The 21,096-nt window shown below is 69.7% G+C and carries 23 protein-coding genes; 10 read left to right on the forward strand and 13 right to left on the reverse strand.

Annotated elements, in window-relative coordinates:
- Window positions 1-141: 141 nt before the first annotated feature.
- Window positions 142-972 (reverse strand): PspA/IM30 family protein, encoded by an 831-nt coding sequence (locus tag GRX01_RS00675; RefSeq protein WP_159662411.1) that lies wholly within the window; start codon window positions 970-972, stop codon window positions 142-144.
- 90 nt (window positions 973-1,062) lie between these two features.
- Between GRX01_RS00675 and GRX01_RS00680 the strand changes: the two genes are divergently transcribed.
- Complete coding sequence (locus tag GRX01_RS00680; RefSeq protein ID WP_159662413.1) at window positions 1,063-1,689, forward strand: dienelactone hydrolase family protein; 627 nt, start codon at window positions 1,063-1,065, stop codon at window positions 1,687-1,689.
- Here GRX01_RS00680 and GRX01_RS00685 read toward each other — a convergent pair.
- From GRX01_RS00685 to GRX01_RS00710, 6 genes are all read right to left on the reverse strand, one after another.
- The gene (locus GRX01_RS00685) at window positions 1,672-2,088 is read right to left on the reverse strand and encodes a hypothetical protein (protein ID WP_159662415.1); all 417 of its coding nucleotides are present in this window, start codon (window positions 2,086-2,088) and stop codon (window positions 1,672-1,674) included. The genes GRX01_RS00680 and GRX01_RS00685 overlap by 18 nt on opposite strands.
- Before the next feature lie 36 nt (window positions 2,089-2,124).
- Window positions 2,125-2,448 carry a transcription factor S gene (locus GRX01_RS00690; protein ID WP_159662417.1) on the reverse strand — a complete coding sequence of 108 codons (324 nt, stop codon included), beginning with the start codon at window positions 2,446-2,448 and terminating at the stop codon, window positions 2,125-2,127.
- A gap of 32 nt (window positions 2,449-2,480) precedes the next feature.
- Window positions 2,481-3,236, reverse strand: a complete 756-nt coding sequence (locus GRX01_RS00695) for a hypothetical protein (protein WP_159662419.1) — start codon at window positions 3,234-3,236, stop codon at window positions 2,481-2,483.
- A complete protein-coding gene (locus GRX01_RS00700; protein ID WP_159662421.1) occupies window positions 3,229-4,083 on the reverse strand; it encodes a CopG family transcriptional regulator in 855 nt (284 codons plus the stop codon). The genes GRX01_RS00695 and GRX01_RS00700 overlap by 8 nt, the downstream gene beginning before the upstream one ends.
- Window positions 4,084-4,185: 102 nt before the next feature.
- Entirely contained in the window at window positions 4,186-5,022 is an 837-nt protein-coding gene (locus GRX01_RS00705) for an RAD55 family ATPase (RefSeq protein ID WP_159662423.1), read from the reverse strand.
- A gap of 24 nt (window positions 5,023-5,046) precedes the next feature.
- Window positions 5,047-6,069 (reverse strand): beta-ribofuranosylaminobenzene 5'-phosphate synthase family protein, encoded by a 1,023-nt coding sequence (locus GRX01_RS00710; protein ID WP_159662425.1) that lies wholly within the window; start codon window positions 6,067-6,069, stop codon window positions 5,047-5,049.
- Window positions 6,070-6,374: 305 nt separating this feature from the next.
- Between GRX01_RS00710 and GRX01_RS00715 the strand changes: the two genes are divergently transcribed.
- The 4 genes from GRX01_RS00715 to GRX01_RS00730 are packed head-to-tail and all read left to right on the forward strand — an operon-like array spanning window position 6,375 to window position 9,340.
- The gene (locus GRX01_RS00715) at window positions 6,375-7,028 is read left to right on the forward strand and encodes an HAD family hydrolase (protein WP_159662427.1); all 654 of its coding nucleotides are present in this window, start codon (window positions 6,375-6,377) and stop codon (window positions 7,026-7,028) included.
- Window positions 7,029-7,065: 37 nt separating this feature from the next.
- Window positions 7,066-7,863: an aldo/keto reductase gene (locus tag GRX01_RS00720; protein ID WP_321167843.1), complete on the forward strand. Its 798-nt coding sequence runs from the start codon at window positions 7,066-7,068 to the stop codon at window positions 7,861-7,863.
- Between the two features lie 40 nt (window positions 7,864-7,903).
- Entirely contained in the window at window positions 7,904-8,320 is a 417-nt protein-coding gene (gene msrB / locus GRX01_RS00725) for a peptide-methionine (R)-S-oxide reductase MsrB (RefSeq protein WP_159662429.1), read from the forward strand.
- Window positions 8,321-8,368: 48 nt separating this feature from the next.
- A complete protein-coding gene (locus GRX01_RS00730) occupies window positions 8,369-9,340 on the forward strand; it encodes a D-2-hydroxyacid dehydrogenase (RefSeq protein WP_159662431.1) in 972 nt (323 codons plus the stop codon).
- Between the two features lie 75 nt (window positions 9,341-9,415).
- Here the strand turns inward: GRX01_RS00730 and GRX01_RS00735 are convergent, their stop codons facing one another.
- Window positions 9,416-9,661: a DUF7385 family protein gene (locus GRX01_RS00735; protein WP_159662433.1), complete on the reverse strand. Its 246-nt coding sequence runs from the start codon at window positions 9,659-9,661 to the stop codon at window positions 9,416-9,418.
- A 158-nt stretch (window positions 9,662-9,819) separates the two neighbouring features.
- Window positions 9,820-10,434, reverse strand: coding sequence for a translation initiation factor IF-2 subunit beta (locus GRX01_RS00740; RefSeq protein ID WP_159662435.1), 615 nt, complete (start codon window positions 10,432-10,434; stop codon window positions 9,820-9,822).
- A 290-nt stretch (window positions 10,435-10,724) separates the two neighbouring features.
- Here GRX01_RS00740 and GRX01_RS00745 point away from each other — a divergent pair, with 290 nt between their 5' ends.
- The 3 genes from GRX01_RS00745 to GRX01_RS00755 all read left to right on the forward strand — a co-directional run bounded on the left by GRX01_RS00745 (window position 10,725) and on the right by GRX01_RS00755 (window position 14,525).
- Entirely contained in the window at window positions 10,725-11,924 is a 1,200-nt protein-coding gene (locus GRX01_RS00745; protein ID WP_159662437.1) for a redox-regulated ATPase YchF, read from the forward strand.
- Window positions 11,925-12,153: 229 nt separating this feature from the next.
- Window positions 12,154-13,269 carry a DUF4397 domain-containing protein gene (locus GRX01_RS00750; RefSeq protein WP_159662439.1) on the forward strand — a complete coding sequence of 372 codons (1,116 nt, stop codon included), beginning with the start codon at window positions 12,154-12,156 and terminating at the stop codon, window positions 13,267-13,269.
- A 305-nt stretch (window positions 13,270-13,574) separates the two neighbouring features.
- Entirely contained in the window at window positions 13,575-14,525 is a 951-nt protein-coding gene (locus GRX01_RS00755) for a DUF4397 domain-containing protein (protein WP_159662441.1), read from the forward strand.
- Window positions 14,526-14,731: 206 nt separating this feature from the next.
- On the opposite strand, the gene GRX01_RS00760 is transcribed toward GRX01_RS00755, so the two are convergent.
- Entirely contained in the window at window positions 14,732-14,926 is a 195-nt protein-coding gene (locus GRX01_RS00760) for a cold-shock protein (protein WP_113275558.1), read from the reverse strand.
- 342 nt (window positions 14,927-15,268) lie between these two features.
- Between GRX01_RS00760 and GRX01_RS00765 the strand changes: the two genes are divergently transcribed.
- Window positions 15,269-16,087 carry an enoyl-CoA hydratase/isomerase family protein gene (locus tag GRX01_RS00765; protein WP_159662443.1) on the forward strand — a complete coding sequence of 273 codons (819 nt, stop codon included), beginning with the start codon at window positions 15,269-15,271 and terminating at the stop codon, window positions 16,085-16,087.
- 95 nt (window positions 16,088-16,182) lie between these two features.
- On the opposite strand, the gene GRX01_RS00770 is transcribed toward GRX01_RS00765, so the two are convergent.
- The 3 genes from GRX01_RS00770 to GRX01_RS00780 form a co-directional block, all read right to left on the reverse strand.
- On the reverse strand, window positions 16,183-16,845 hold the full coding sequence (locus GRX01_RS00770) for a glycerophosphodiester phosphodiesterase (RefSeq protein WP_159662444.1): 663 nt from the start codon (window positions 16,843-16,845) through the stop codon (window positions 16,183-16,185).
- A gap of 79 nt (window positions 16,846-16,924) precedes the next feature.
- Window positions 16,925-17,614, reverse strand: a complete 690-nt coding sequence (locus GRX01_RS00775) for an NTP transferase domain-containing protein (protein ID WP_159662446.1) — start codon at window positions 17,612-17,614, stop codon at window positions 16,925-16,927.
- Window positions 17,602-18,603 (reverse strand): CDP-glycerol glycerophosphotransferase family protein, encoded by a 1,002-nt coding sequence (locus tag GRX01_RS00780; protein WP_159662448.1) that lies wholly within the window; start codon window positions 18,601-18,603, stop codon window positions 17,602-17,604. The genes GRX01_RS00775 and GRX01_RS00780 overlap by 13 nt, the downstream gene beginning before the upstream one ends.
- 671 nt (window positions 18,604-19,274) lie before the next feature.
- Here GRX01_RS00780 and GRX01_RS00785 point away from each other — a divergent pair.
- On the forward strand, window positions 19,275-21,026 hold the full coding sequence (locus tag GRX01_RS00785) for a spermidine synthase (RefSeq protein WP_159662450.1): 1,752 nt from the start codon (window positions 19,275-19,277) through the stop codon (window positions 21,024-21,026).
- The last annotated feature ends 70 nt before the right edge of the window (window positions 21,027-21,096 follow it).

Genomic DNA, 21,096 nt, shown 5'->3' on the forward strand with positions numbered 1-21,096 from the left:
GCGATGAAAAGCGGGACGGCCGAGGACACACGGGTGGCAGCAGCGTGTGAGCGTGGACAGGGGCAGAGACGGGGCGAAGACGGGACGAAACGGGCAGTATCGAGGACGGACGGTACGGGAGGGTGGCGGGGGTCGACCGTCTCACTTCGAGGCGTCGGCGTCCTCCTCCTGTTGGAGCTCCTCCAGCTCCGCCTCGACCTCCTCGTCGACGAGGTCGTCGGACTCGGTCGCGGTGTCGGCCGCGTCGGCGTCGCCGTCGCCGTCGTCGGCGGAACCCTTCCCCAGTTCGGCACGCAGCGTCTCCAGCTCGGCGTCCACCTCGCGGTCGGTGCGGCCGGAGCTGAGTTCCCGGTCGATCTCGTCCTCGTCGGAGAGCGCGTCGTCGAACGCGCCGGTGTCCTGCAGCTCGTCCATCGCCTGCGAGCGCGCCTCCATCTCCTCGGTGCGCTCCTCGGCCCGCTCGATCGAGCGGGCCACGTCGCCCATCTCGTCGCCGACGCCGGACATCGCCTCCGAGACGCGGGTCGAGGCCTCCGCCGCCTCGTAGCGCGCCTTCATCGTCTCCTTCTTCGTGCGGAACTCCTCGATGCGGCCCTGAAGCTCGTCCTTCTTGTCTACCAGCCGGTCCTGGGTGTCCTGCAGCTCAGCGATCTGCGTCTCCAGGTCCTCGATCTGGTTCATCTTCGACTTCTTCTTCTCGAGCGCCTTGCGCGCGAGGTCGTCGCGGTCCTGCTGGACCGCCTCCCGCGCCTGTTCGTTGTGCTTCTCGACGTTCTCCTCAAGGCGACGCTTCTGGATCTCCAGGCGCTTCTTCTGGGTGGTGAGGTCGGCGATACCCTGTTTCACGTCCTGAAGCTCGTCGCGCATCTGCTCGTAGCTGTAGTCGAGCGACTCCGACGGGTCCTCCGCTCGGTTGAGGAGCGCGTTGACCTTCGAGCGGACGACGTAGGAGGCGCGAGAGAGGATTCCCATGCTCTCGGCTAGGACAACTGGCCGTATAAATCTCACCCGACCGAGAGGACGGTCGACGCCGTTTTGCGGGGCGCGACCGCAGCCGAACGCATGACCGACGTACTCGTGCCGGGCGGACGCGACGTGCGCGCCTCGCTCGACCGTGGGGCCGAGTCGGAGGCGACCCCGGCGGACGCGACCGCCGCCGGCGACGCCGACGCCTGCGTGGTCGCGTGTCCCCCGCATCCGCAGCACCGCGGCCACCGCGGCGACGAGCGCCTCCGGGCGGTCTCGTCGGTCCTGACCGCCGGCGGCGTCGACTGCCTCCGGTTCGACTACGGCGACTGGGACGAGGGATACGGCGAGCGCGCCGACGCCCGCAACGCCGTCGCGTGGGCGCGCGAGCGCTACGACCGCGTCGGCCTGTTCGGCTTCAGCTTCGGGGGCTGTCTGGCCCTGCTGGTCGGATCGGAGGGCGACGCGGACGCCGTCTCGGCGCTGGCGCCGACGGCGCGGCTCGCGTCCGACCTCGACGCCGTGGCCGCGATGGCGGACATCGACTGCCCCGCGCAGGTGGTGTACGCGACCCGCGACGACACCGCCGACTGGGAGCCGGTCGTCGAGCGCGCGCGGGAACTCGGGTTCGACCGCCGGGAGTTCTCGGCCGACCACTTCTTCGTCGGGCAGTCGGGGAAGGTCGGCGACGCCGTGGGTGAGTGGCTACTCGACGCGCTGTGAGGCGTCGGCGGCGTCGCTCTCGCGGTAGCCGACGGCGAGGTTGACCACGACCGCGGTGGCCGCGAGCGCGAGGACGAACACCCAGAACGCGGCGCTCGCGGCCCCGGCGAGGCTTCGGGTGAGAACGTACGCCGCCGCCGCCGCGATCCCGGCGAGCGCGAACGGCGCGAGGAACGGGGCGTCGCTCCAGGCGCCGCCCGCGTTGCGGTACTCGACGGCCGACGCCCAGACGTTGCCGACGGTGAACTGGAAGACGACCAGCCCGAACAGCCCGGAGAGCACCGCGACGAACGGCTCTGCACCCCCGGCGAGCTGGAGGGCGGTGCCGGCGAGGAAGACGACGAGCATGAGCGCGTGCCAGGGTCTGAGTCGATCGCGGACGCGATCGTGGAGGGCCATATCCGGGTCTCTCGCGACGGTGACAAAAGCCCGTCGTCAGTTGTACTCCCGCCAGCGATAGCCGCACTCCTTGCACTTGAAGAACCGTGTGGGCGGCTCGTCGGCGGCGCCGGTCTGTTTGATCGTGTACCACGCGACTGTGTGGCCGCACTCGTCGCAGATCACGTCCTCCGAGGTGGGCTTCCCCTCGAAGTTCGCGCCCTCCTCGGTCTCGATCACGTCGTCGTCGGTCTGGGCCTCGGTGGAGACGAACTCGGCGGCGCGCTCCTCGTCGCGCTCGGCGGTGGCGCCGCAGGCGGAACACACCATCACGCCGTCCTCGGTCCGCATCATCGACCCGCACTCGTCACAGAACTGCATTGGCGAGGCTTGCGCCCGCGACCCGGTATGCGTTACGCGTCGAAGTCGTCCGCGACGGGGCCGTCACCGTCGACTGCGTCTACCTCGTTGTTCGCCATCGAGGCCTCGCTTCGCTCGGCCTCGCCCGCGGTCGAGAACGCCGGTCTCCCCTCGTCGGTCACCATCGGGCACCCGCGGACGCGGAACCGGTCGGCGTCGACGACCTCCAGGATGTCGGTGCCGTCGTGCTCGCACGCCACCTCCGGCGGCGCCGTGAGGTACGGACACCGCTGGCAGTACTGGCGCTTGTCGAGCACGTGCTCGGGACGTGCGTCGCCGCCGTCGGCGCCGTCGACGGGAACGGCGTTCGGCTCCGCAACCGCCGAGGATCCGGCCGACACGTCCGCGCTCGGCCCCCCCGCGGCGGCCGTCTCCGCCCCGGATCCCTCGCCCGAGAGCGACGCCCAGAGCTCGTCCTCGTCGAGGTCGCCCACGTCGACCTCCTCGAACGGGTCATCGTCCGGATCGGGGTCGGAGTGGTCGTCCCCGCGGCGTCGCCGGCGGCTCACCTCCCGCGCGAGGTCGCCGAGGGGGGCGTCGCCGTCGACCTCCCTCCCGACGCCGTCGCCGTCGCCGTCGCTGTCGTCGTCGGAGGAGTCTCCCGTCGGGATGTCGGCGGCGGGGCCGTCCGCCGGAAACGGGTTCTCGACCGAGGGGACGTCGTCCGGATTCGTTTCGTCGCCGAACGGGTCGTGGGGTTCCCCGTCGCCGTCGTCCCTGCGGTCGCCCTCGGACGGCTCCTCAGCCATCCGCGTCCTCCTCGAAGAGGTCGCTCGGGTCCGTCTCCTCGACCGTCTCGCCCTCGATCGCGGGCCGATCGCCCACGGTGAGCGACGCCGACCCGAAGAACCCCGAGGCGGGTTCGACGGCGTCGAAGGTCGCCGCACAGTGGGGACACTCCGGCGCCGACAGCAGTCCGACCCGCACCGTCGACCCGCAGGAGTCGCACGCCGCCGCCGCGACGCCGTGGCGGTTCGCCTCCGCCTTCAGGTCGGCGGCGGCTCGACGGGTCGCCGCCTCCGCCTCCATCGTCGAGACGCGCGTCCGCAGGTCGGCGACCGCCCGCGCCAGCGCCGAGAGCTTCGCGTCGTGCTCGTCGGCGGCGTCGGTGAGGTACTCGAGCACGTCCTCGTAGTTGGCGAACCCCGCCTCGAACGTCCCTTCGAGGTCGTCGAGATCGTCACGCAGCGCCGCCACCTCCTCGTCGAGGTCGGCGTCCCCGGCCTCGGCCGCCTCGCGAAGCCCCGGGTGGTCGTGGTCGGCGTCGGCCTTCGCGTCCGCCTCGCGTTTGACCTGGACGACCCGCGAGCGGACGTCCGCTATCTTCTCGTCGAGGTCGGCGTCCAACTCGTCGACGCGGTCCTCGAGAAGGTCCAGTCGAGCCGCTTCGGGGGCGGTCCCGTCCGGTCCGACGGTTGACGCGTCGTCGGCGAGCGATCCCGGGTCGGGAAGCGACTCCTCGTGTTCGTCGAGGAGCCGCCACAGCGTGACCGCCCGAGCGAGCACCTCCTCGGGCGGACGGCCGGTCTCCTCGGCGTGGGAGAACACCCACTCGCGGAGGACTTCCGGGAGTCCCGTGATCTGCTCGCCAGCCATTCAGGAGGACGTAGCCGCCCGGCGTGTAAATACTACCGCCCCGGTTATCGGGGCGAGTATTCGGCGGCCGATCGGGGGACGGGACGGCGGCACTCGGGCCGGCTACCGGATCTTCCGCACGTCGCTGATGTCGAGGCCGCCGTCGTGGATCTCCGTCTCGAACCGGACGATGTTCTCCGACTCGAGCTGGGAGAGCACCCCCCGGAACTCCCGGACGACCATCGTCCGCGCGCGCTTCGAGCCGCCGGACTCCCAGCTGAACTGGAGCGTCCCGCTGCTGCCGTCGACGAGCTGGCCGAGCTGTCGGTCGGTGATCGTGTCGGTGTTGACGAGCGCGAGCAGCAGCCCACCCCACGAGTGGACCGCCTTCGCGAGCCCCCGGACGAGCATCGCCACGTCCTCCCACTCGACATCGCCGCCGGAGGCGCCGACGAGGTCGGTGATCGAGTCGATCACGACGAGGTTGCCGGCCGCGTTGTCCGTCAGGTACTCGCCGAACGCCGAGAGGACGCCGTCGCGGTTGCCGGCCCTCCCCAGGTCGTGGATGGTGCTGGTGGCGCCCATGTACCACTCGCGGGGAATGGACGACAGCTGGAAGTACTCCGGCGAGAGGTCGACGAAGTCGATCCCGTCGACGGCGGCGTCGACGATCTCGTCGGCCATCGTGTAGCGCAGTTCGCGCTCGATGTAGTCGGCGTCGGTGGTGAACGAGAGGTAGTGTACCTCCGGCGGAACCGTCGCGGCGTCGTCGAGGTCGCCGTAGTAGAGGTCGAACGTCTCCTCGTCGACGCAGGCGAGCGCGTTCATCGCGGCGCTCGTGTAGACGAACTCCCGGGCGCCGGCGCCGGACTCCCCGGCGACGAGCACGACGCTGCCCTCGGGGGCGCCGCCGCCCAGCACCGAGTCGAGCTGGGCGACGCCGAACGGGATCCGGTCCATGCGTCCCCTCGCTCGGGCGCGCGCTTAGGCGTTGTGCCGGTCGGCGCGTATCTCGGCCCCCCGGTTCCGCGGCTCGACGACTTGCACGTCGCCGTCGACGCCGGCGGCCGCGAGCGCGTCCTCCCCGGCGTCGCGCGCGTCCCCGGCCCGTCCGGCATTGGTGACGCCGTAGACGGTCGGTCCCCACGACGACTGCCCGGCGCCGTACACCGCCGGCGATCGCTTCAATTCGGCGACGACGTCGCCGACCGGCGGGCGGTAGACGCCGCCCTGCTCGTCGGCGAACCACGCGCCGTTGAGTCGGCCGACCTCCTCGACCGCGGCGCCGAAGCGCTCGGCCGACCCCTCCGCGACGGCGGGAAGCAGGCGTCGCTGGATCGTGCCGGCGACGCGGTCGGCGACGGCGGGGTCGGCGTCCTCGACCGCGCGCCGGATGGCCGAGTCCTCGTCGTCGCCGTCGCGGCCCGGGTCGGCGTCGGGGACGACGAGGAGGAAACGCCAGTCGTCGGGCACGCGATGGCGCGCGGCGACTGCGGGAACCCGCCAGTCGCCGTCGGCGGGCCGGTCGGCGGTGAACCGACCGGTCGGGTGGCCGGCGTCGAGGACGAAGCCGCCCCCCTCGAACGTCGCGACGCCGACGCCCGAGCGACCGCCCCGACCGAGCGCCGGGGCGCGCTCCCGCACCCTCGGGTCGCGTCCGTGGGCGCCGGCGACGCCCGCGAGCGTCGCGAGCGCGAGCTGGGTTCCGCTCCCCAGCCCCATGTGGCGCGGGAGCGCCGCCTCGACGGCGACGCGGGCGCCGTCGACCCCGAGGAGGTCGCACGCGCGCTCGGCGTAATCGCGGACGGCGTGGTGGTCGGTCTCGACGGCGTCGGCGGGCGCGACTCGCAGTCGTACCCGAGGCGCGTCGAGGCCGACGCCGACGGCGCCGTAGAGCCGCTCGTGCGCCAGCGAGAGGTTGACGAAGCCGAAGTGCAGGCGCGCGCCGGACTCGACCGTGACCGTCCCGGGAGCGTCGTCTCGTCGGGTGGCTGTCGGATCCGGCATCGCGTCTCGGGTCGGCCTTCGAGGAACGACGGGGTGTCGGTTTCGACAGCGGACAATACGGACGCCGTTCCCGAAGTCGCGGGCGGGGACGCCGCGTCGGTCGGCACGAACGCCCACGCCGGCCCGTCGACGTCGACGGCGCCGTCCTCGCCGGGGTCACGGAGCCCGCCCCGGTTCGCTCGGCGAGCGTTCTCACGTGGTCGGCGCCGTGGTCGTCGCGAGATCCGTCGCGCCGCCGCGAGGCCGGTCGAGTCCGCGGCCGTCCACGGTGAAACGCTTATGCGGGATGGCGCACCACTACCGCCATGTACGACGCGATCGTCTTCGACAACGACGGGGTGCTCGTGGGGCGCACCCACTACGACGTGCTCCACGAGGCCGCCTGGGACGCCTTCGAGGCGCTCTCGGTGGCCGATCCGGACCCCGAACACGTCGAGTCGATGGTGGTCGGCGTCTCGCCCGGGCAGGTCGAGGAGGTGTGCGACACCTACGACCTCACGCCGCGGGAGTTCTGGGCGATGCGCGACCGGACCGCGTTCGAGGCCCAGCGCCGCGAGGTCCGCGAGGGCAACAAGCGCCTGTACGACGACATCGACGTGTTACGCGACCTCTCGTCGCCGCTCGGCATCGTCTCCTCGAACCAGCACGAGACGGTGGAGTTCCTCCTCGATCACTTCGGCGTCGCCGACCTCTTCGACACCGCCTACGGCCGCGAGCCGACCGTCGAGAGCCTCCGCCACAAGAAGCCGAACAGCCACTACATCGACCGCGCGCTCGCGGACTTGGACGCCGAGACGGCCCTGTTCGTCGGCGACAACGAGTCCGACATCGAGGCGGCCGACAACGCCGGCATCGACTCGGCGTTCATCCGCCGCCCACACCGCGAGGACTGGACGCTCTCGGTGACGCCGACGTACGATATCGACGGGCTCGACGACCTCCAGGCGATCTGTACCTGATCGTCGACGCTTTCTCCCCGCCCCTCGACCGCCGCGTGTGAACACGGATCTCGATCTCCCGCCCGTCGGCCTCGGCACGATGGGCCTCGACGGCGACGAGGGCGCCGCCGCGGTCCGGACGGCGCTCGACGTGGGGTATCGGCATCTCGACACCGCGCAGGTGTACGAGAACGAGTCGTCCGTCGGCACGGGGCTCGCCGCGGCCGTCGAGGCGGACGTCGTCGCCCGCGAGGACGTGACCGTCGCGACGAAGACGTGGATCGACCGCCTCGCTCCCGACGAGGTCCGTCCGTCGACTGCGGCCAGTCTGGACCGCATCGGCGTCGACGCGGTAGACCTGCTGTACGTTCACCGACCGAAGGGCGGGTACGAACCCGCGGGCACGCTGGCGGCGTTCGACGCGCTCGTCGACGACGGCCTCGTCGGGCACGTCGGCGTCTCGAACTTCGAACGCGACGAGCTGGCGGAGGCGATCGATCTGCTCGACGCCCCGCTGGCCGCCCACCAGACCGAGTACCACCCGCTGTTCCGGCGTCCCGCGCTCCGCGAGCACGCCGTCGAGCACGGCTACCCGCTGGTCGCGTACTCGCCGCTCGCGGGCGGCCGGGTTCGGGAGGTCGAGGCGGTGCGCACGGTCGCCGAGAGACACGGCGCGACGCCGGAGGCGGTGAGCATCGCCTGGCTCGCCGACAAGGAGGGCGTCGTCACGATCCCGAAGGCGTCGAGCGAGGCGCACCTGCGCGCGAACCTCGCGGCGGCCGACCTCGACCTCGATCCCGAGGACCACGAGCGGATCGACGGGATCGAGCGCGAGGAGGAACTGTTCCCGGAGTAGTCGACCGTGGGTTCATGCGTCTCGACGCCCTCCCTCCGGTATGAGCGACTCAGCCGACGCGACTCCCGAGGAGATCCCCGACAGCGACGAGGAGTGGCGCGAGCGACTCACCGAGGAGGAGTACGAGATCCTCCGCGAGCGCGGCACGGAGGCGCGCTTCTCCGGCGAGCACGTCGACCGGAAGGACGACGGCGTCTACCGGTGTGCGGGCTGTGGCACCGTGATCTTCGAGTCCGAGACGAAGTACGACTCCGGCTGCGGCTGGCCCAGCTTCTACGCCGCCGACGAGGAGCGGGTGACGCTGGAGGACGACACCCGCCACGGGATGTCCCGCGTGGAGGTGAAGTGCGCCACCTGCGACGGCCACCTCGGCCACGTCTTCCAGGACGGACCGGAGCCGACGGGCGAGCGCTTCTGCATCAACTCCGTCGCGCTCGACTTCGAGCCCGAGGAGTAGGCGGACGGCACCGCGGACCTTTTCTCGCGACCGCCCGACGCGGTCGACATGACCGACGAGTCCATCGACGAACCCACCCTCCTGTTCGCCCACACCGTCGGCCCCGACCGTGGGGCCGACCTCCGCGACCGCCTCGTCGACGCCGGGATCCCGGCCGACCGTGTCCTCGCCGCGGCGACGCCCGCCGAGACCGACGAGCACCTCGCCGACGCCGACGGGCTCGTCGTCGGTCGACTCCCCGAGGACCTGCTCGACCGCGCCGACTCTCTGCGGTGGGTCCAGGCGCTGTCCTCGGGCGTCGACTACCTCCCGGTTGACGACCTCGTCGACCGCGGGATCGCGCTCACCAACGCCGCGGGCGTCCACGCCGAGCCGATCGGCGAACAGGTGCTCGGCTACATGCTGAACTTCGAGCGCGACCTCCACGCGCTCGCGCGCCAGCAGGCCGACTCGCGCTGGGAGCGCCGCGAGGGCGGCGAGTTGCGCGGCAAGGCCGTGGGGATCGTCGGCGTCGGCGCCATCGGCACCCGCGTCGCCGAACTCACGAGCGCGTTCGGGATGGACGTGTGGGGCGTGAAGCGCGACCTCGACTCGATGCCCGACGCGGTCGACGAACCGCGGTCCCCCGATGCCCTCCACGAGGTGTGTCTCGCGTCCGACTACCTCGTGCTCGCGTGCCCGCTCACCGACGAGACCGAGGGGCTGATCGGCGGCGACGAGTTGCGCCTCCTCGGAGAGGACGGCGTGCTCGTCAACGTCGCCCGCGGGGAGGTCTGCGATCAGGAGGCGCTCGTCGGGGCGTTGCGGTCGCACCTGATCCGCGGCGCCGCCCTCGACGTGTTCGAGGAGGAGCCGCTGCCGGCCGACTCGCGGCTGTGGGACCTCTCGAACGTCGTCGTGACGCCGCACATGGCCGGGAGCACCCCCCACAAGGCCGAACGGTGGACCGAGATCCTCGCGGAGAACTACCGACGCCTCGCCGAGGGCGACTCGGAGGGGATGCGCAACCGGGTGGTGTGAGGCGAGCCGAACGGGGGAGGGGGTGCGAGTGGACCGCGAGCGGAGCGGCGATCCGCCGGCTTCGCGGGCGCCCGCTCAGTGCGTCATGACGAGCAGTCGGTCGTCGGTGCGGGCGAGACAGATGGGGCCCTCGGGCGCCGACGAGAACGTCACCGTCTCGTCGTCGCTGACGAACAGCCGCTCGAACGGGTCGCCGCAGGCGGGACAGCCGAGTCCCTCGCGGTTCGCCAGCGACATCGACCCGGCGTCCTGTCGAAGGAGCTTCAGCTTGCTCCGATAGTCGTGTACGTCGAAGCCGTCGGAGACGTCGAGGCGCGCCATATCGCGGGGGCGTCGCCGCGAGGAAAGTAGGTTGCGCCCCGGCTGTCAGCGCTGAGAGCGCCGCGACGGACCGAACCGCGAGAGCCGCGAAAACGCGAGAACCGTAGCCGATGACGCGCCGTGCGTGTCGCCCGGGGCTGGCCCCGGTGGAGCGTCGCTTACGTCGGGCGGGCGAACGCGAGGTTGCCCGAGACGTTGTGGACGTACGCCTGCACCGTCTGGCCCTCCTGGGCGCCGGAGACGAACACGGTGAACTTCCCCTTCTCGGCGACGCCGTCGCCCTTGCGGCCGGTGCCGGTGATCTCCAGCTCGTACGTCTTGCCCTCCTCGATGTCGGGCGCCTGCGAGCGCTGACTGGAGGCGGACGAGCGCTTCTGGACCGGGCGGAACGCGCCGCACGCCTGACAGCGCAGCATCCGAACGCCGTCCTCGGTCTTGAGAACGGTGTCGGGGAGCCCGCACTCCGAGCAGGTGACGAACTCGGCGATGTAGTCGTCGATGGCGGCGTCGAAGTCGGCGATGGAGAACGACCCGTTGTAGCGGGCGACGCCGTCCTCGAACTGGCCGTTCGTCCCGAGCTGGCGCTGGATGGCGCTGTGGAGGTGCTCGGCGTCGCGCGAGAGCGCGTCGGCGATGTCCGAGACGTTCGTCAGCCGGGTGAACGCCCCGTCGGTCTGTCCCTCGGGGTCGGGGACCTGCAGCCGCTCGCCGGCGTCGGCGGGGCTGTCGGGCAACTCGTCGTAGGCTCTGTCGAGCGCGTCGGCGTAGTTCATAGGGCAAGGGAGGGCAGTTTCACGTATAGGGCTTCCGAGAGAGTCCGTGCCGTGGCTCCCGCGGGATCCGGCGATCGTGTCGCTCCGGCGACGACGACAGTTCCGCGGCTGTGACGGGTTGGCGGCCGCGGGGATCGACCAGCCCGTGCGGGTCGTGACCGGTGAAGCATCGACCAGCCCCTGCGAGTCGTGACAGCGACGGATCGCCCCGACGCGGATCCCATGTGAACGGGCGACACAGGCGCCCTCCGGTAGAAACGCGTTTCAGTCGGGACGGCCCAGCGAAGGTAATGAGTTACAAGATCGGTCTCGTCGGGAAGCCGTCCGTCGGGAAGTCGAGCTTCTTCAACGCGGCGACGATGAACGACGTGCCCGAGGGCGCGTACCCCTTCACGACGATCGACCCCAGCGTCGGCGAGGCGTACGTCGGCGTCGACTGCCCCGCCCCGGAGTTCGAGGAGACGTGCGAGCCCAACCACGGCTTCTGCCGCGAGGACACCCGGTTCGTCCCCGTCAAACTGGTCGACGTGGCGGGGCTCATCCCCGGCGCACACGAGGGCAAGGGGCTCGGCAACCAGTTCCTCTCGGACCTCAACGAGGCGGACGTGCTCGTCCACGTCGTCGACTTCTCCGGCGAGACGGACATCGAGGGCGAGCCCACCGAGGGCCACGACCCCCGCGAGGACATCGACTTCCTCGAGGCGGAGCTCGACCAGTGGTACCTCGACGTCCTCGGGAAGGGGATCGAGAAGTACGAGTCGATGTATCAGGGGCCGAACCCCGGCGACGAGGTCGGGGTCGAGGAGGTGCTCGCCGAGCAGATGAGCGCGTTCCGCACGAACAAGGACGAGATCAAGCAGGTCGTCCTGTCGCTCGATCTGGAACTCGACCCGGAGACGTGGGACGACGACGACCGGTTCGACCTCGCCCGGGAGATCCGCAAGCGCACGAAGCCGATGGTGATCGCGGCGAACAAGATGGACACCGCCGCCGCCCGCGAGAACTACGACGAGATCACGAGCGACCCCGAGTACGAACACCTCACCGTGGTGCCCGTCAGCGCCCACGCCGAGGGGTCGCTGAAGAAGGCCGACGAGGCCGGCGTCGTCGACTACACCCAGGGGGACTCGGACTTCGAGGTCGTTGGCGACGTGAGCGACGAGCAGGCGAAGGGGCTTGAGGCCATTCGCGAGTTCGTGACCGAGTACGGCGGTACGGGCGTCCAGTCGGTGATCGAGGCGGCGCTGTTCGACGAGCTCGACGCGAAGGCCGTCTTCCCCGGAAGCGCGAGCGGGAACTGGAGCAAGGGGCCCTTCCGCGACTGTTTCGTGCTTCCGGGGTACGCGACCGCCGAGGACTTCGCGTACACGCTTCACTCGGACATCGGCGACGGCTTCCTCCACGGGATCGACTGTCGGAGCGGCCGGCAGGTCGGCTCGGACGCCGTCCTCGACCACCGCGACGTGGTCGAGGTCGTCACGACCGGATAGGCTCGCTCACGGAACGGGTAGGCTCGTCAACGATCGCACGTACGGAGGACTTACGAACACCACCCGTCGATCGGCCGAGCGTCCCCCCGGGGGACGGCGGCCGCGCCGACAACGGGAGCGTACGAACGGGACGGGCAAGCCCCCGCGGCCGACGCCCGAACGTAATCCGACCGTGTGATCTCCCCCCCGACGCATAACAAAGCGACAGCGGTCGGACGGGAACACCCGCATGTCCCGACGAACCGTATCACGACGACAGCTCACAGCGGCACTCGGCGCGGCGGTCGGCGTCGGCCTCGCCGGCTGTGGAGGTGCGACGAACAACAGCACGAACGTGACCGACGAGACGGTCGGCACGGTCGAGGAGGTAACCGACGAGGAGACGCCGGTCGAAACGGAGGCGGAGACCGAGGGGTCGGCGGAGGCGGCCCCGGAGACGACCGACGATCCGGCGGCCGCGGTCGCCGACGGCATGACGGTCGTTCGCATCGCGCACCTCTCGCCGGACGCGCCGAACGTCGACGTCTCCATCGCCGGACAGGAGGTGCTCACGGACGTCGGCTACACGGACGTGAGTCAGTACTACGCGTTCGCGCCGGGCACGTACCCGGTGACGGTGACGGCGACGGGCGAGAGCGAGCCGGTGCTCGAACGCGAGATCGAGTTCCAGGTCGGCGCGTTCACCGTCGGGGCGTTCGGCGAGGTCTCCGGGAACAACCAGGAGCTCGCGATCAACGTCTTCGACGACGAGGTGGAGCCGCCCAGCGAGGGGACCTCGGCCCGAGTCGTCAACGCGGTACCCGACGCGTCCTCGATCTCCGTGACGGGAGAGGAGGCCGACGTCACCGTGGACGGCGTCGCGTTCGCGGAGGCGAGCGAGTACGTCGATGTGCAGGTAGGGGACTACGAGCTACAGGTCACAGCCACCGAGGGCGCCACGACCGGGACCGCGAACGCGACCGGAACCGCGACCGAGACCGCGAACGCGACCGGGACCGGGACGCCGATGGGCTCGCCGACGGAGACCGGGACGCCGATGGAGACGGAGACCCCGACGGGGACCAGCACCTCCGCGGCCGGTGAAGCCGTCGGCATGGCCGACGTGTCGTTCGAGGCGGGGGCCGTGATGACGCTGTTCGTCACCGGCTACGGCACCCCCGAAGGCGAGTCCGCGGACGCACCGCTCGAGGTCCTCGCCGTGGTCGACTCGGGCGCCGCCGAGACCGGCACGAGCACCCCGGTCGGTACGGGCACCGCCACTCCGGACGGTACGAGTACCGGCGGCGGCGAGGAGACCGGGACGCCGACCGAGGCCGCCGAGACGACGACGGATTCCGGCGCCTGAGTCGGACCCTCCGCTCGGCCGTCCACCGCTGTCGCCGGGGCGCCGTGGAGCGAACGGGAACGTTCGACGTACGCGAACACAACGTCCGATTTCTCTCCTGACGGCGACCTTACCGCCGGACGGGAGGCCGACCGCCTGAACGTGTCCGGACGACGAGCGACCGACGTACGGCGACGCTACGCGCCGACCGCGAACCCCGCCGGGACGGCGACGTCGTACGGGCCGGCTCATAACAAACCACCATGCAGACGTGTCAACCGAACGCGATGGAAGATCCACCCACCAAGACACTCGCAGTAGCGTTCGTGATACTTCTCGCCGGGAGCGTCGTCGTCAGCGGGGCGGCCCTCGGCGGGCCGGCCGGCGCGTCGCCGGCGGCGGCGTTGCAACAACAGGCCGACGGACCGTCGACGCAGGAGACGTCGTATCTCCGCGTCGTCCACGCCTCGGCTGATGCGCCCGCCGTCGACGTCGCGCTCGACAACGAGACGATCGTGAGCGGCGTCGAGCTCGGCGAGGCGTCCGACTATCTCGAGATCGGTGCCGGGGATCACAGACTGACGATCACCGCCGCGGAGTCCGGTGACGTCGTGTACGACGGAAACGTCAGCGTCGAGCCGCGGTCGGTGACGACGATCGCCGCCAGCGGCGAGGTGAGCGAGAACGCGAGCCAGCCGTTCGCGCCGCTGTTCATCCGCGACGACGCGCGCCAGCCCGCGGAGGGTGAGGCGGCCGTCGCCGTTGCGCACCTCTCGCCGGACGCGCCGACCGTCGACGTCACCGTCGAGGGCACCGGCACGGTCATCGCCGAGAACGTGTCCTACGCCGGCGTGTCCGACTACATGACGGTCCCCGCGGGCGACTACACGCTCGAGATCCGCGAGGCGACCGCCGAGAACGACGGGAGTGTCGTCACCACGGTCGACGTGTCGCTCGCGGACGGCTCGGCGTACACCGCGTACGCGGTCGGGTACCTCAACGCGGAGAACGCCAGTGACACGGAGAACGCCAGCGGACCGGGCTTCCAGCTCTCGCTCGCGGAGGACGCGACCACGTCGGTGACGCTCCCGAGCGACGCCGACGGTAACGAGACGGAGATGCCCGCGAACGAAACCGAGATGCCCGCGAACGAGACGGAGATGCCCGCGAACGAAACCGAGATGCCCGCGAACGAAACCGAGACGCCGATGACCACCGAACTGCCGAACGAAACCGAGACGGAGGCGTCGGCGAACGAGACCGAATCGCCGGCGTAAGCCGCGGGACGTTCGCGACGTCCGACGGCTCACATCGGGACGACCGAGCGTGGCCGCGGCGAGGAGCGAACGCCGCGGATCGGCTGCTCTCGGACACTCTCGCTTTTCGGGATCTGCGCGGGTCGGGAGCGTCGCTATCGGTCGGTTGCGTCGGTGAAGAAACGGATCACAGCGATGTCGCCGTCAGGCGACGGTGTGAGCCGGAATTATGCGCGGACGACGTTCGTCGCGCGCGGGCCCTTGGGGGCCTGTTCGATGTCGAACTCGATCTCGGTCCCTTCCGTCAGATCCTCGCCGCCGACATCCTCCATGTGGAAGAACACGTCGTCGTCGGAGTCCTCAGTCGCGATGAAACCGTAGCCGCCAGTGTCGTTGAAGAAATCGACCTTACCGTTTGCCATTGCGACTGAACGAACAGCCGTCGACCGCATAAGGGTTCCGCATTTGTGTTCCGAGCCGGATTCTTTCCGGACAAACATTCTGTCATGAGCTGATCCAGTAGTCATTCAGCCACGTACCGTCGGTTACGTGGGAACACGCCGACCGATCGGTCACAACGAGGCGAGAACCCTCGGGGTTCGGAGGTACCAGCTCCGAGTGTACCGCTGACGCCCGATGCGTGTATTCATACCACACCGATTCGATCTCGGGAACGTGGTCCGTGAGCCCGCGGCTCAGGGAGCCCACGGCGACGCTGGACAGTGCGAGCGAACTACTATGGGGGTGCTCACGGATCGCCCACCATGGTATCAGAGAGCGATCCACACGGAGACGGGACGTACGACACCGTCGAGGTCGACCGCGACGGCTACGTCGGCCGGATCACCCTCGATCGCCCGGAGGCGATGAACACGTTCAGCACCGAGTTGGCGATCGACCTCGACGACGCGTTACACGACCTCGACGAGCGCGACGACGTGCGGGCGGTCGTCGTCGACGGCGCGGGCGACGCCTTCTCCGCGGGCATCGACGTCTCCGAGCACGGCGACCACGACACGAAGGCCGAGTACGAGGAGTGGGTCGCGCGGATGGAGGACCCGTTCCACACGCTCGCGGAGATCGACACCCCCGTCGTCGCCGCGGCGCACGGCCACGCGGCCGCGAACGGGCTCGGGCTGGTTGCGGCGTGTGACCTCGCCGTGGCCGCCGAGGGAACGATGTTCGGGGCGACCGCGCCGAAGGTCGGGCTGTTCTGTATGGGACCGTCGGTCCCGTTGATGCGGACGCTCACGCGCAAGCGGTGTCTGGAGATGGTGCTCACCGGGGAGCTGATCGACGCGGAGACCGCCCAGGAGTGGGGAGTCGTCAACCGGGTCACCCCCCAGGGCGACCACGTCGACGGCGCCGTCGAGCTCGCAGAAACCATCGCCTCGAAGAGCCCCGAGGCCGTGCAGATGGGGAAGCGCGCGTACTACGAGATGGAGGAGCTCCCCTACCACGAGGCGCTGGACTACTCGAACGAGCGGTTCGCCGCACTGTGCACGACTGCGGACGCGAGCGAGGGGATCGAGGGGTTCCTCTCGGGCGAGCCGCTCTCGGCCGACGAGTGGCCCGGGGAGTGAGCGTGGAACCGTCGGGGAGCTGCCTTCCCTCCAGCTGACAGATATCCTCAGGGTCGGTCGTCGGCCGCGCCAGGTTCCGCCCCGGTCCGCACGCCCTACGCGATGTCCCAGCGGTCGGCGGTGACGCCGTCGGCTCCAGCGGCTCGGAGCGCCGCGACCTCGTCGCTCGTGCGGGCGGCCTTCCACGCGACGACCTCCATCCCCTCTGCGTGGGCGGCGTCGACGACGTCGGTCCGGAGACAGAGGTCGTAGTGGGGGTGCAGGGTATCACACCCGAGGCCGACTGCCGTGTTCAGGTTCCCCTCCGGGTCGTCCTCGAAGAGGTAACCAGTCCGCACGTCCCAATCGAGTTCGTTGACCTCCTCGATCGCCGCCGGACGGAACGACGAGACCGAGACATCGGGATTGGCTCCGGTGACGACCTCGCGGAGGTCGGCCGCCAACCCGCAGTCCTTGAGTTCGATCTGGGCGCGGACGCCGTCGGGGAAGACCGACAGCACCGACGAGAGCAGCGGTACCGTCTCTCCGGAGTCGAGCACTTCGAGCGACGACAGCTCCGCCCAGGTGAGGTCATCGATGCGACCGCTCGCCCCGGTCAGGCGGTCGACGGTCTCATCGTGGAAGACGACGAGTTCGCCGGACGCACATCGCCGGACGTCGACCTCGATAGCGTCGACGTACTCCGCGGAGCGTTTTACTGCGGTGACGGTATTCTCAGGATACTGATCGGCACACCCCCGATGCCCGATAATCTCCATTGTCACTGTCCAAGCGAAGCGTCTGATTAACTCCTTCGTCTCGGCGGAAGGACGGTTCGCACGAGAAGTAGCCCGCCGTTCAGGTCTGGAGATCGACCCCGTCGGCTGGGTCGAACGGGAGCTTATCCAGGGCCGCGACCTTGTCGCTGGGGGAGTTGATCTCGACGTGTCGACCCGCCGAGATCGGCATCATCTCCGTCTCGACGGCGGTGTAGATGCCGGGGTACCACTCGTGTCGGTTGGCGGCGAGGTACGCCCGCACGGTCGTCAGGTGCGAGCGGTCGACGATCCCCACGCCGGCATGGCGATGACCGCGGATCATCCCGTAGTCGGCGACGATGCCGCGGTCGTCACAGCGGATCGCCGTCGATCCGTCCTGCTTGCCGGGGATGGCGGCGACGAAGCTGCGACCGGGCGACACGGCGTGCCTGTCGACGAGGCGTTCAACGACCGACTCCGCGACGATCACGTCGCCGTTCAACACGAGCACGTCGTCGTCGACGGCCGCGGTCCCGCGTCGGAGCGACTCGGCGTTCTCGTAGTCGGCCCAGTCCTCCACGACGACCGTTCGCGCCGACGTGACCTCCCCGATCACGTTCTCTGCGGCGTAGCCAAGGACGACCGTCACCTCGTCGACGTGATCGACCAGGACATCCCGCTGGTACTCGTACAGCGTCTCGTCGCCGAGTTGCATGAACGCCTTCGGGATGTCGTCCGTGTGGGGCCCCATCCGGCTTCCCTCGCCGGCCGCCAGGATCACTGCGTGCATCCGACCACCTCCCGGGCGGCGCGCTCGCCGGCGTGGCCGTCCATCGGAATCCCGAGCGCGGCGAGCTGCTCGTCGACGCGGCGTTCGATGGTCGGTGGGTAGCCGTTCTCGTAGAGCCGGTCCATCGTTTCGAGGGTGAGCTCGTCGGTTGCGTAGCCCAGTTCGGGCACGTCGCTGCCGCTCGCCACCGCGGTCAACTGGACGAGCGGCCGCCCCGTGTGAAGCCACTCGGTGACGATGCCCGAGTAGTCGGAGACCAACAGATCGGCCGCGAGCATGCTCTCGCGGGGCGTGTCCGCCTCGTCGAAGACGACGTTGCGGAGGTCCGCGATGCGCTCCCGACACCGCTCGGTGACCGACGCGCCGGGTTCCTCGATTCGGTCCATCGGGTGCGGCCTGAACAGGAGTCGATAGTCGGTGTCGGCGAACGTGTCGAGGACGACCTCGGCCGTCTCGAGGTAGCACCCGCCGCCGTAGTTGTGGTTCGTCGGCGCGTAGAGCACGCACCGTTCGCGGGGTGGGTCGGTCCCGACGAGGTCGTCGGCCTCAGGGATCCCGACGACGGCGATGTCGACGCTCTCGGGAAACGCCTCGCGGTAGCGGGCGGCCCACCGCTCGCCCGGCGCCAGCGCGAGGTCGACGACATCGCCGAGATCACGCGTCGTGTTGTCGATCTCGCCCCGGCCGACGGACGCCCCGTGTCTGAGGTGGACGACCGGATACTCGTCGTGAAACGCGGGACGCTCGCCCAGGGCCGCCGCCTCGAACCGGTGGTTCTGGACGACGACGTCCGGGTCGGCCTCGTAGACGGCCGCGTCGAGGTCGGCCGCGCTCTCGATGGACGCCTCCAGTTCCGGAATCGACGACTGGTAGTTCGCCGCCTCCGGCCGCAGGGGTAGCGCCGCGGTCGTGACCGTGACGTGGCGGTCGACGGCCTCGAACGTCTTCCACATGAAACGCCTGTCGAACGTGTACAGTATTGTTACCATTTGTGTGAGCAGGTGGCGAGGGAGTATTCCGTATGCTTGCTGTTGGTTCACCGTCCGTCGCTATCGAATCGCCAAGCCATGATGAGTATGTGGGCGAAGTTTTTAATCTTGACGCGTGAAATATAGCATTACTTTTCAGTAAGGAGAATATAACTGAACAAACAGAGTCAAATCACCGCTCAAGATTCCGATTCCGGTATCAGGACTATCCAGTCGCAAGCGTCCGGATCGCTCGGCCGCAGCCGAGAATCGGGCCGGTGGAACGCGAACCACGTCGGTGGCCTGCGAGGACGGCGTTCGGACCCGCTGGAGCGCGCAGTCGGCGACACGACGCCGGCGGTCTCTGGCCGGGGGGCTGGTTTCGGGACTCAGAGTGTACTCTATTCGACCGGAAGTTACGGCCGTCCTCCCTCACCACGAAGGAGGCGGGATTGATCTACGTATGCCCGTTTTCCTCCTCGAAGATGTATGGGTAGAAAGCTGGCCTCGGCACTCATAGGGCTCCGCATCGCGCCGGTGCCACCCGGGCTCGGAGCGGTCACCTCGTCATCGGCCACTCGCCCCTTCCTCGCCGCGAGCCAAGTGCGTTTCTCCTCTCGGGCGACGGTTCGAACCCACGGCGACCTCCGGTTCGTCGAACAGTTATGACGCTCGGACCCGTGGCACCGACGATGAGTACGACCCGCCGGTTCGACGCCCTCCGACTGAGCAGGCCGGAGATCGCGGTGTTCATCTCCGGGGTCGCGAGCATGGGACTGGAGATCCTCGCCGGGCGGATGATCGCCCCGCAGTTCGGCAGCAGCATCTACACCTGGGGCACCATCATCGGCGTGTTCCTCGCGGCGCTCAGTTACGGCTACCACCGCGGCGGCAAGCAGGCCGCGGAACGCGCGACGAACGGCCGGATGGCCCGCGTGTTCCTCTTGACGGCCGCCTACGTCGCGGGACTGATCCTCGTCGGCGACGTGCTCCTGCGCGCCACGTCGGGGTTCCCCCTCCCGAGCCGGGTCGCGTCGCTGCCGGCGGTGACGCTGTTGTTCGGGCCGCCGACGTACCTCCTCGGCTACGTCAGCCCGTACGCCGCGGAGCTGTCGACGAAGGAGGGGACCGGCGAGGCGTCCGGGCACGTGTACATGCTCGGCACCGTCGGCAGCATCGTCGGGGCGTTCGCCACCACGTACCTCCTGATCCCGTCGCTCGGGATCGACCAGATCGCGTTGACCTTCGGGGCGCTCTCGATCGCGACCGCGGTCGCGATCAGTCGACCCATCGGCCGCGAGCGCGCGACCGTCACCGGCTTCGTCGCGCTGCTGCTCGTCGCCTCGGCCGCGACCGGGGCCGCGGGCTACACCGTCGAGGGCGAGGTCGTCCACGAGACGCAGACCCCGTACCAGAGCCTCCGAGTCGTCGACCTCGGCGACACCCGCACCCTCTATCTCGGCGGCCAGCGCCACAGCGCGATGGACCTGGACGAGCCGAACCGGCACGTGTTCGAGTACACGCGCTACTTCCATCTCCCGTATCTCTACGCGGACGATCCCGACGAGATCGACCGGGTGCTGTTCATCGGCGGTGGGGGGTTCACGGGCCCGAAGCGGTTCGTCCACGAGTACGACGACGTGACCGTCGACGTGGCCGAGATCGACCCGGCGGTGATCTCGACGGCGAAGGAGTACTTCCGCGTCGAGGAGTCCGAGCGACTGAACGTCCACAACGAGGGCGGCCGCCAGTTCCTCCGGGAGACGAACCGCACGTACGACCTGATCGTCCTCGACGCCTATCAGAAGGACAAGGTGCCGTTCGAGCTGACGACGCGGGAGTTCATGTCGCTGGCGAGCAGTCGACTCGACGATGACGGGATCCTCTTCGCGAACCTGATATCGGCGGCCAGCGGCCCGGCCTCGGAGTTCTACCGCGCGGAGTACCGGACCATGTCGCGGGAGTTCCCGCAGGTGTACAGCTTCCCGACCGTCGGCGGCGGCGTGGTGCAGAACATCGAGCTGATCGCCACGAAGAACGGGACCCGGCTCTCCGAGGAGGAGCTGCTCGCACGCAACGACCGACGCGACGTCGGCATCGATCTCGCCGCGGAGATCCGGACGTACGCCGAGGCGCCGCGGACGGACGACGTGCCGGTCCTGCGCGACGACCGGGCCCCCGTCGACAGCCTGCTGGACCCGATAGTCGGCCAGCGCTACGTGGTTCAGGAGTCGAGCGGAACCGAGTCCACTGCCGACGGATCGGACACGAGCGAGTCGATAGCCGACCGCGAACGGGAGCGTGAACGGTGGACCGATCCGGCGATCGGTCGAGACCTGAGCGTCCGCGCCGCACCGGAGCCGGCGGCTGCAACGACACCTCGCGGTCCCGACGCCCGTGTACCCGAGCCCGATCGGCCGACCGTACCGTCCTCGATGCCGTAGTCGAGATCCGATCCGATCGCGGCGTGTCGAATGAGGAGACGGCAGATCTGCCGGTTATTTTCACCGTACT

This window comes from Halobaculum saliterrae (genome assembly GCF_009831625.1).
In the GTDB taxonomy this organism is placed as follows: domain Archaea; phylum Halobacteriota; class Halobacteria; order Halobacteriales; family Haloferacaceae; genus Halobaculum; species Halobaculum saliterrae.

Excerpts from the sequence above, each read along its gene's own strand:
- GRX01_RS00705 (WP_159662423.1), bottom strand. The coding sequence starts at position 5,022 with ATGGACCGGATCCCGTTCGGCGTCGCCCAGCTCGACTCGGTGCTGGGC.
- GRX01_RS00780 (WP_159662448.1), bottom strand. The coding sequence starts at position 18,603 with ATGGTAACAATACTGTACACGTTCGACAGGCGTTTCATGTGGAAGACG.
- GRX01_RS00750 (WP_159662439.1), top strand. The coding sequence starts at position 12,154 with ATGTCCCGACGAACCGTATCACGACGACAGCTCACAGCGGCACTCGGC.
- GRX01_RS00700 (WP_159662421.1), bottom strand. The coding sequence starts at position 4,083 with ATGGCTGGCGAGCAGATCACGGGACTCCCGGAAGTCCTCCGCGAGTGG.
- GRX01_RS00765 (WP_159662443.1), top strand. The coding sequence starts at position 15,269 with ATGGTATCAGAGAGCGATCCACACGGAGACGGGACGTACGACACCGTC.
- GRX01_RS00675 (WP_159662411.1), bottom strand. The coding sequence starts at position 972 with ATGGGAATCCTCTCTCGCGCCTCCTACGTCGTCCGCTCGAAGGTCAAC.
- GRX01_RS00745 (WP_159662437.1), top strand. The coding sequence starts at position 10,725 with ATGAGTTACAAGATCGGTCTCGTCGGGAAGCCGTCCGTCGGGAAGTCG.
- GRX01_RS00770 (WP_159662444.1), bottom strand. The coding sequence starts at position 16,845 with ATGGAGATTATCGGGCATCGGGGGTGTGCCGATCAGTATCCTGAGAAT.
- GRX01_RS00685 (WP_159662415.1), bottom strand. The coding sequence starts at position 2,088 with ATGGCCCTCCACGATCGCGTCCGCGATCGACTCAGACCCTGGCACGCG.
- msrB (WP_159662429.1), top strand. The coding sequence starts at position 7,904 with ATGAGCGACTCAGCCGACGCGACTCCCGAGGAGATCCCCGACAGCGAC.
- GRX01_RS00740 (WP_159662435.1), bottom strand. The coding sequence starts at position 10,434 with ATGAACTACGCCGACGCGCTCGACAGAGCCTACGACGAGTTGCCCGAC.
- GRX01_RS00710 (WP_159662425.1), bottom strand. The coding sequence starts at position 6,069 with ATGCCGGATCCGACAGCCACCCGACGAGACGACGCTCCCGGGACGGTC.
- GRX01_RS00735 (WP_159662433.1), bottom strand. The coding sequence starts at position 9,661 with ATGGCGCGCCTCGACGTCTCCGACGGCTTCGACGTACACGACTATCGG.
- GRX01_RS00690 (WP_159662417.1), bottom strand. The coding sequence starts at position 2,448 with ATGCAGTTCTGTGACGAGTGCGGGTCGATGATGCGGACCGAGGACGGC.
- GRX01_RS00785 (WP_159662450.1), top strand. The coding sequence starts at position 19,275 with ATGAGTACGACCCGCCGGTTCGACGCCCTCCGACTGAGCAGGCCGGAG.
- GRX01_RS00775 (WP_159662446.1), bottom strand. The coding sequence starts at position 17,614 with ATGCACGCAGTGATCCTGGCGGCCGGCGAGGGAAGCCGGATGGGGCCC.
- GRX01_RS00715 (WP_159662427.1), top strand. The coding sequence starts at position 6,375 with ATGTACGACGCGATCGTCTTCGACAACGACGGGGTGCTCGTGGGGCGC.
- GRX01_RS00695 (WP_159662419.1), bottom strand. The coding sequence starts at position 3,236 with ATGGCTGAGGAGCCGTCCGAGGGCGACCGCAGGGACGACGGCGACGGG.
- GRX01_RS00680 (WP_159662413.1), top strand. The coding sequence starts at position 1,063 with ATGACCGACGTACTCGTGCCGGGCGGACGCGACGTGCGCGCCTCGCTC.
- GRX01_RS00760 (WP_113275558.1), bottom strand. The coding sequence starts at position 14,926 with ATGGCAAACGGTAAGGTCGATTTCTTCAACGACACTGGCGGCTACGGT.
- GRX01_RS00730 (WP_159662431.1), top strand. The coding sequence starts at position 8,369 with ATGACCGACGAGTCCATCGACGAACCCACCCTCCTGTTCGCCCACACC.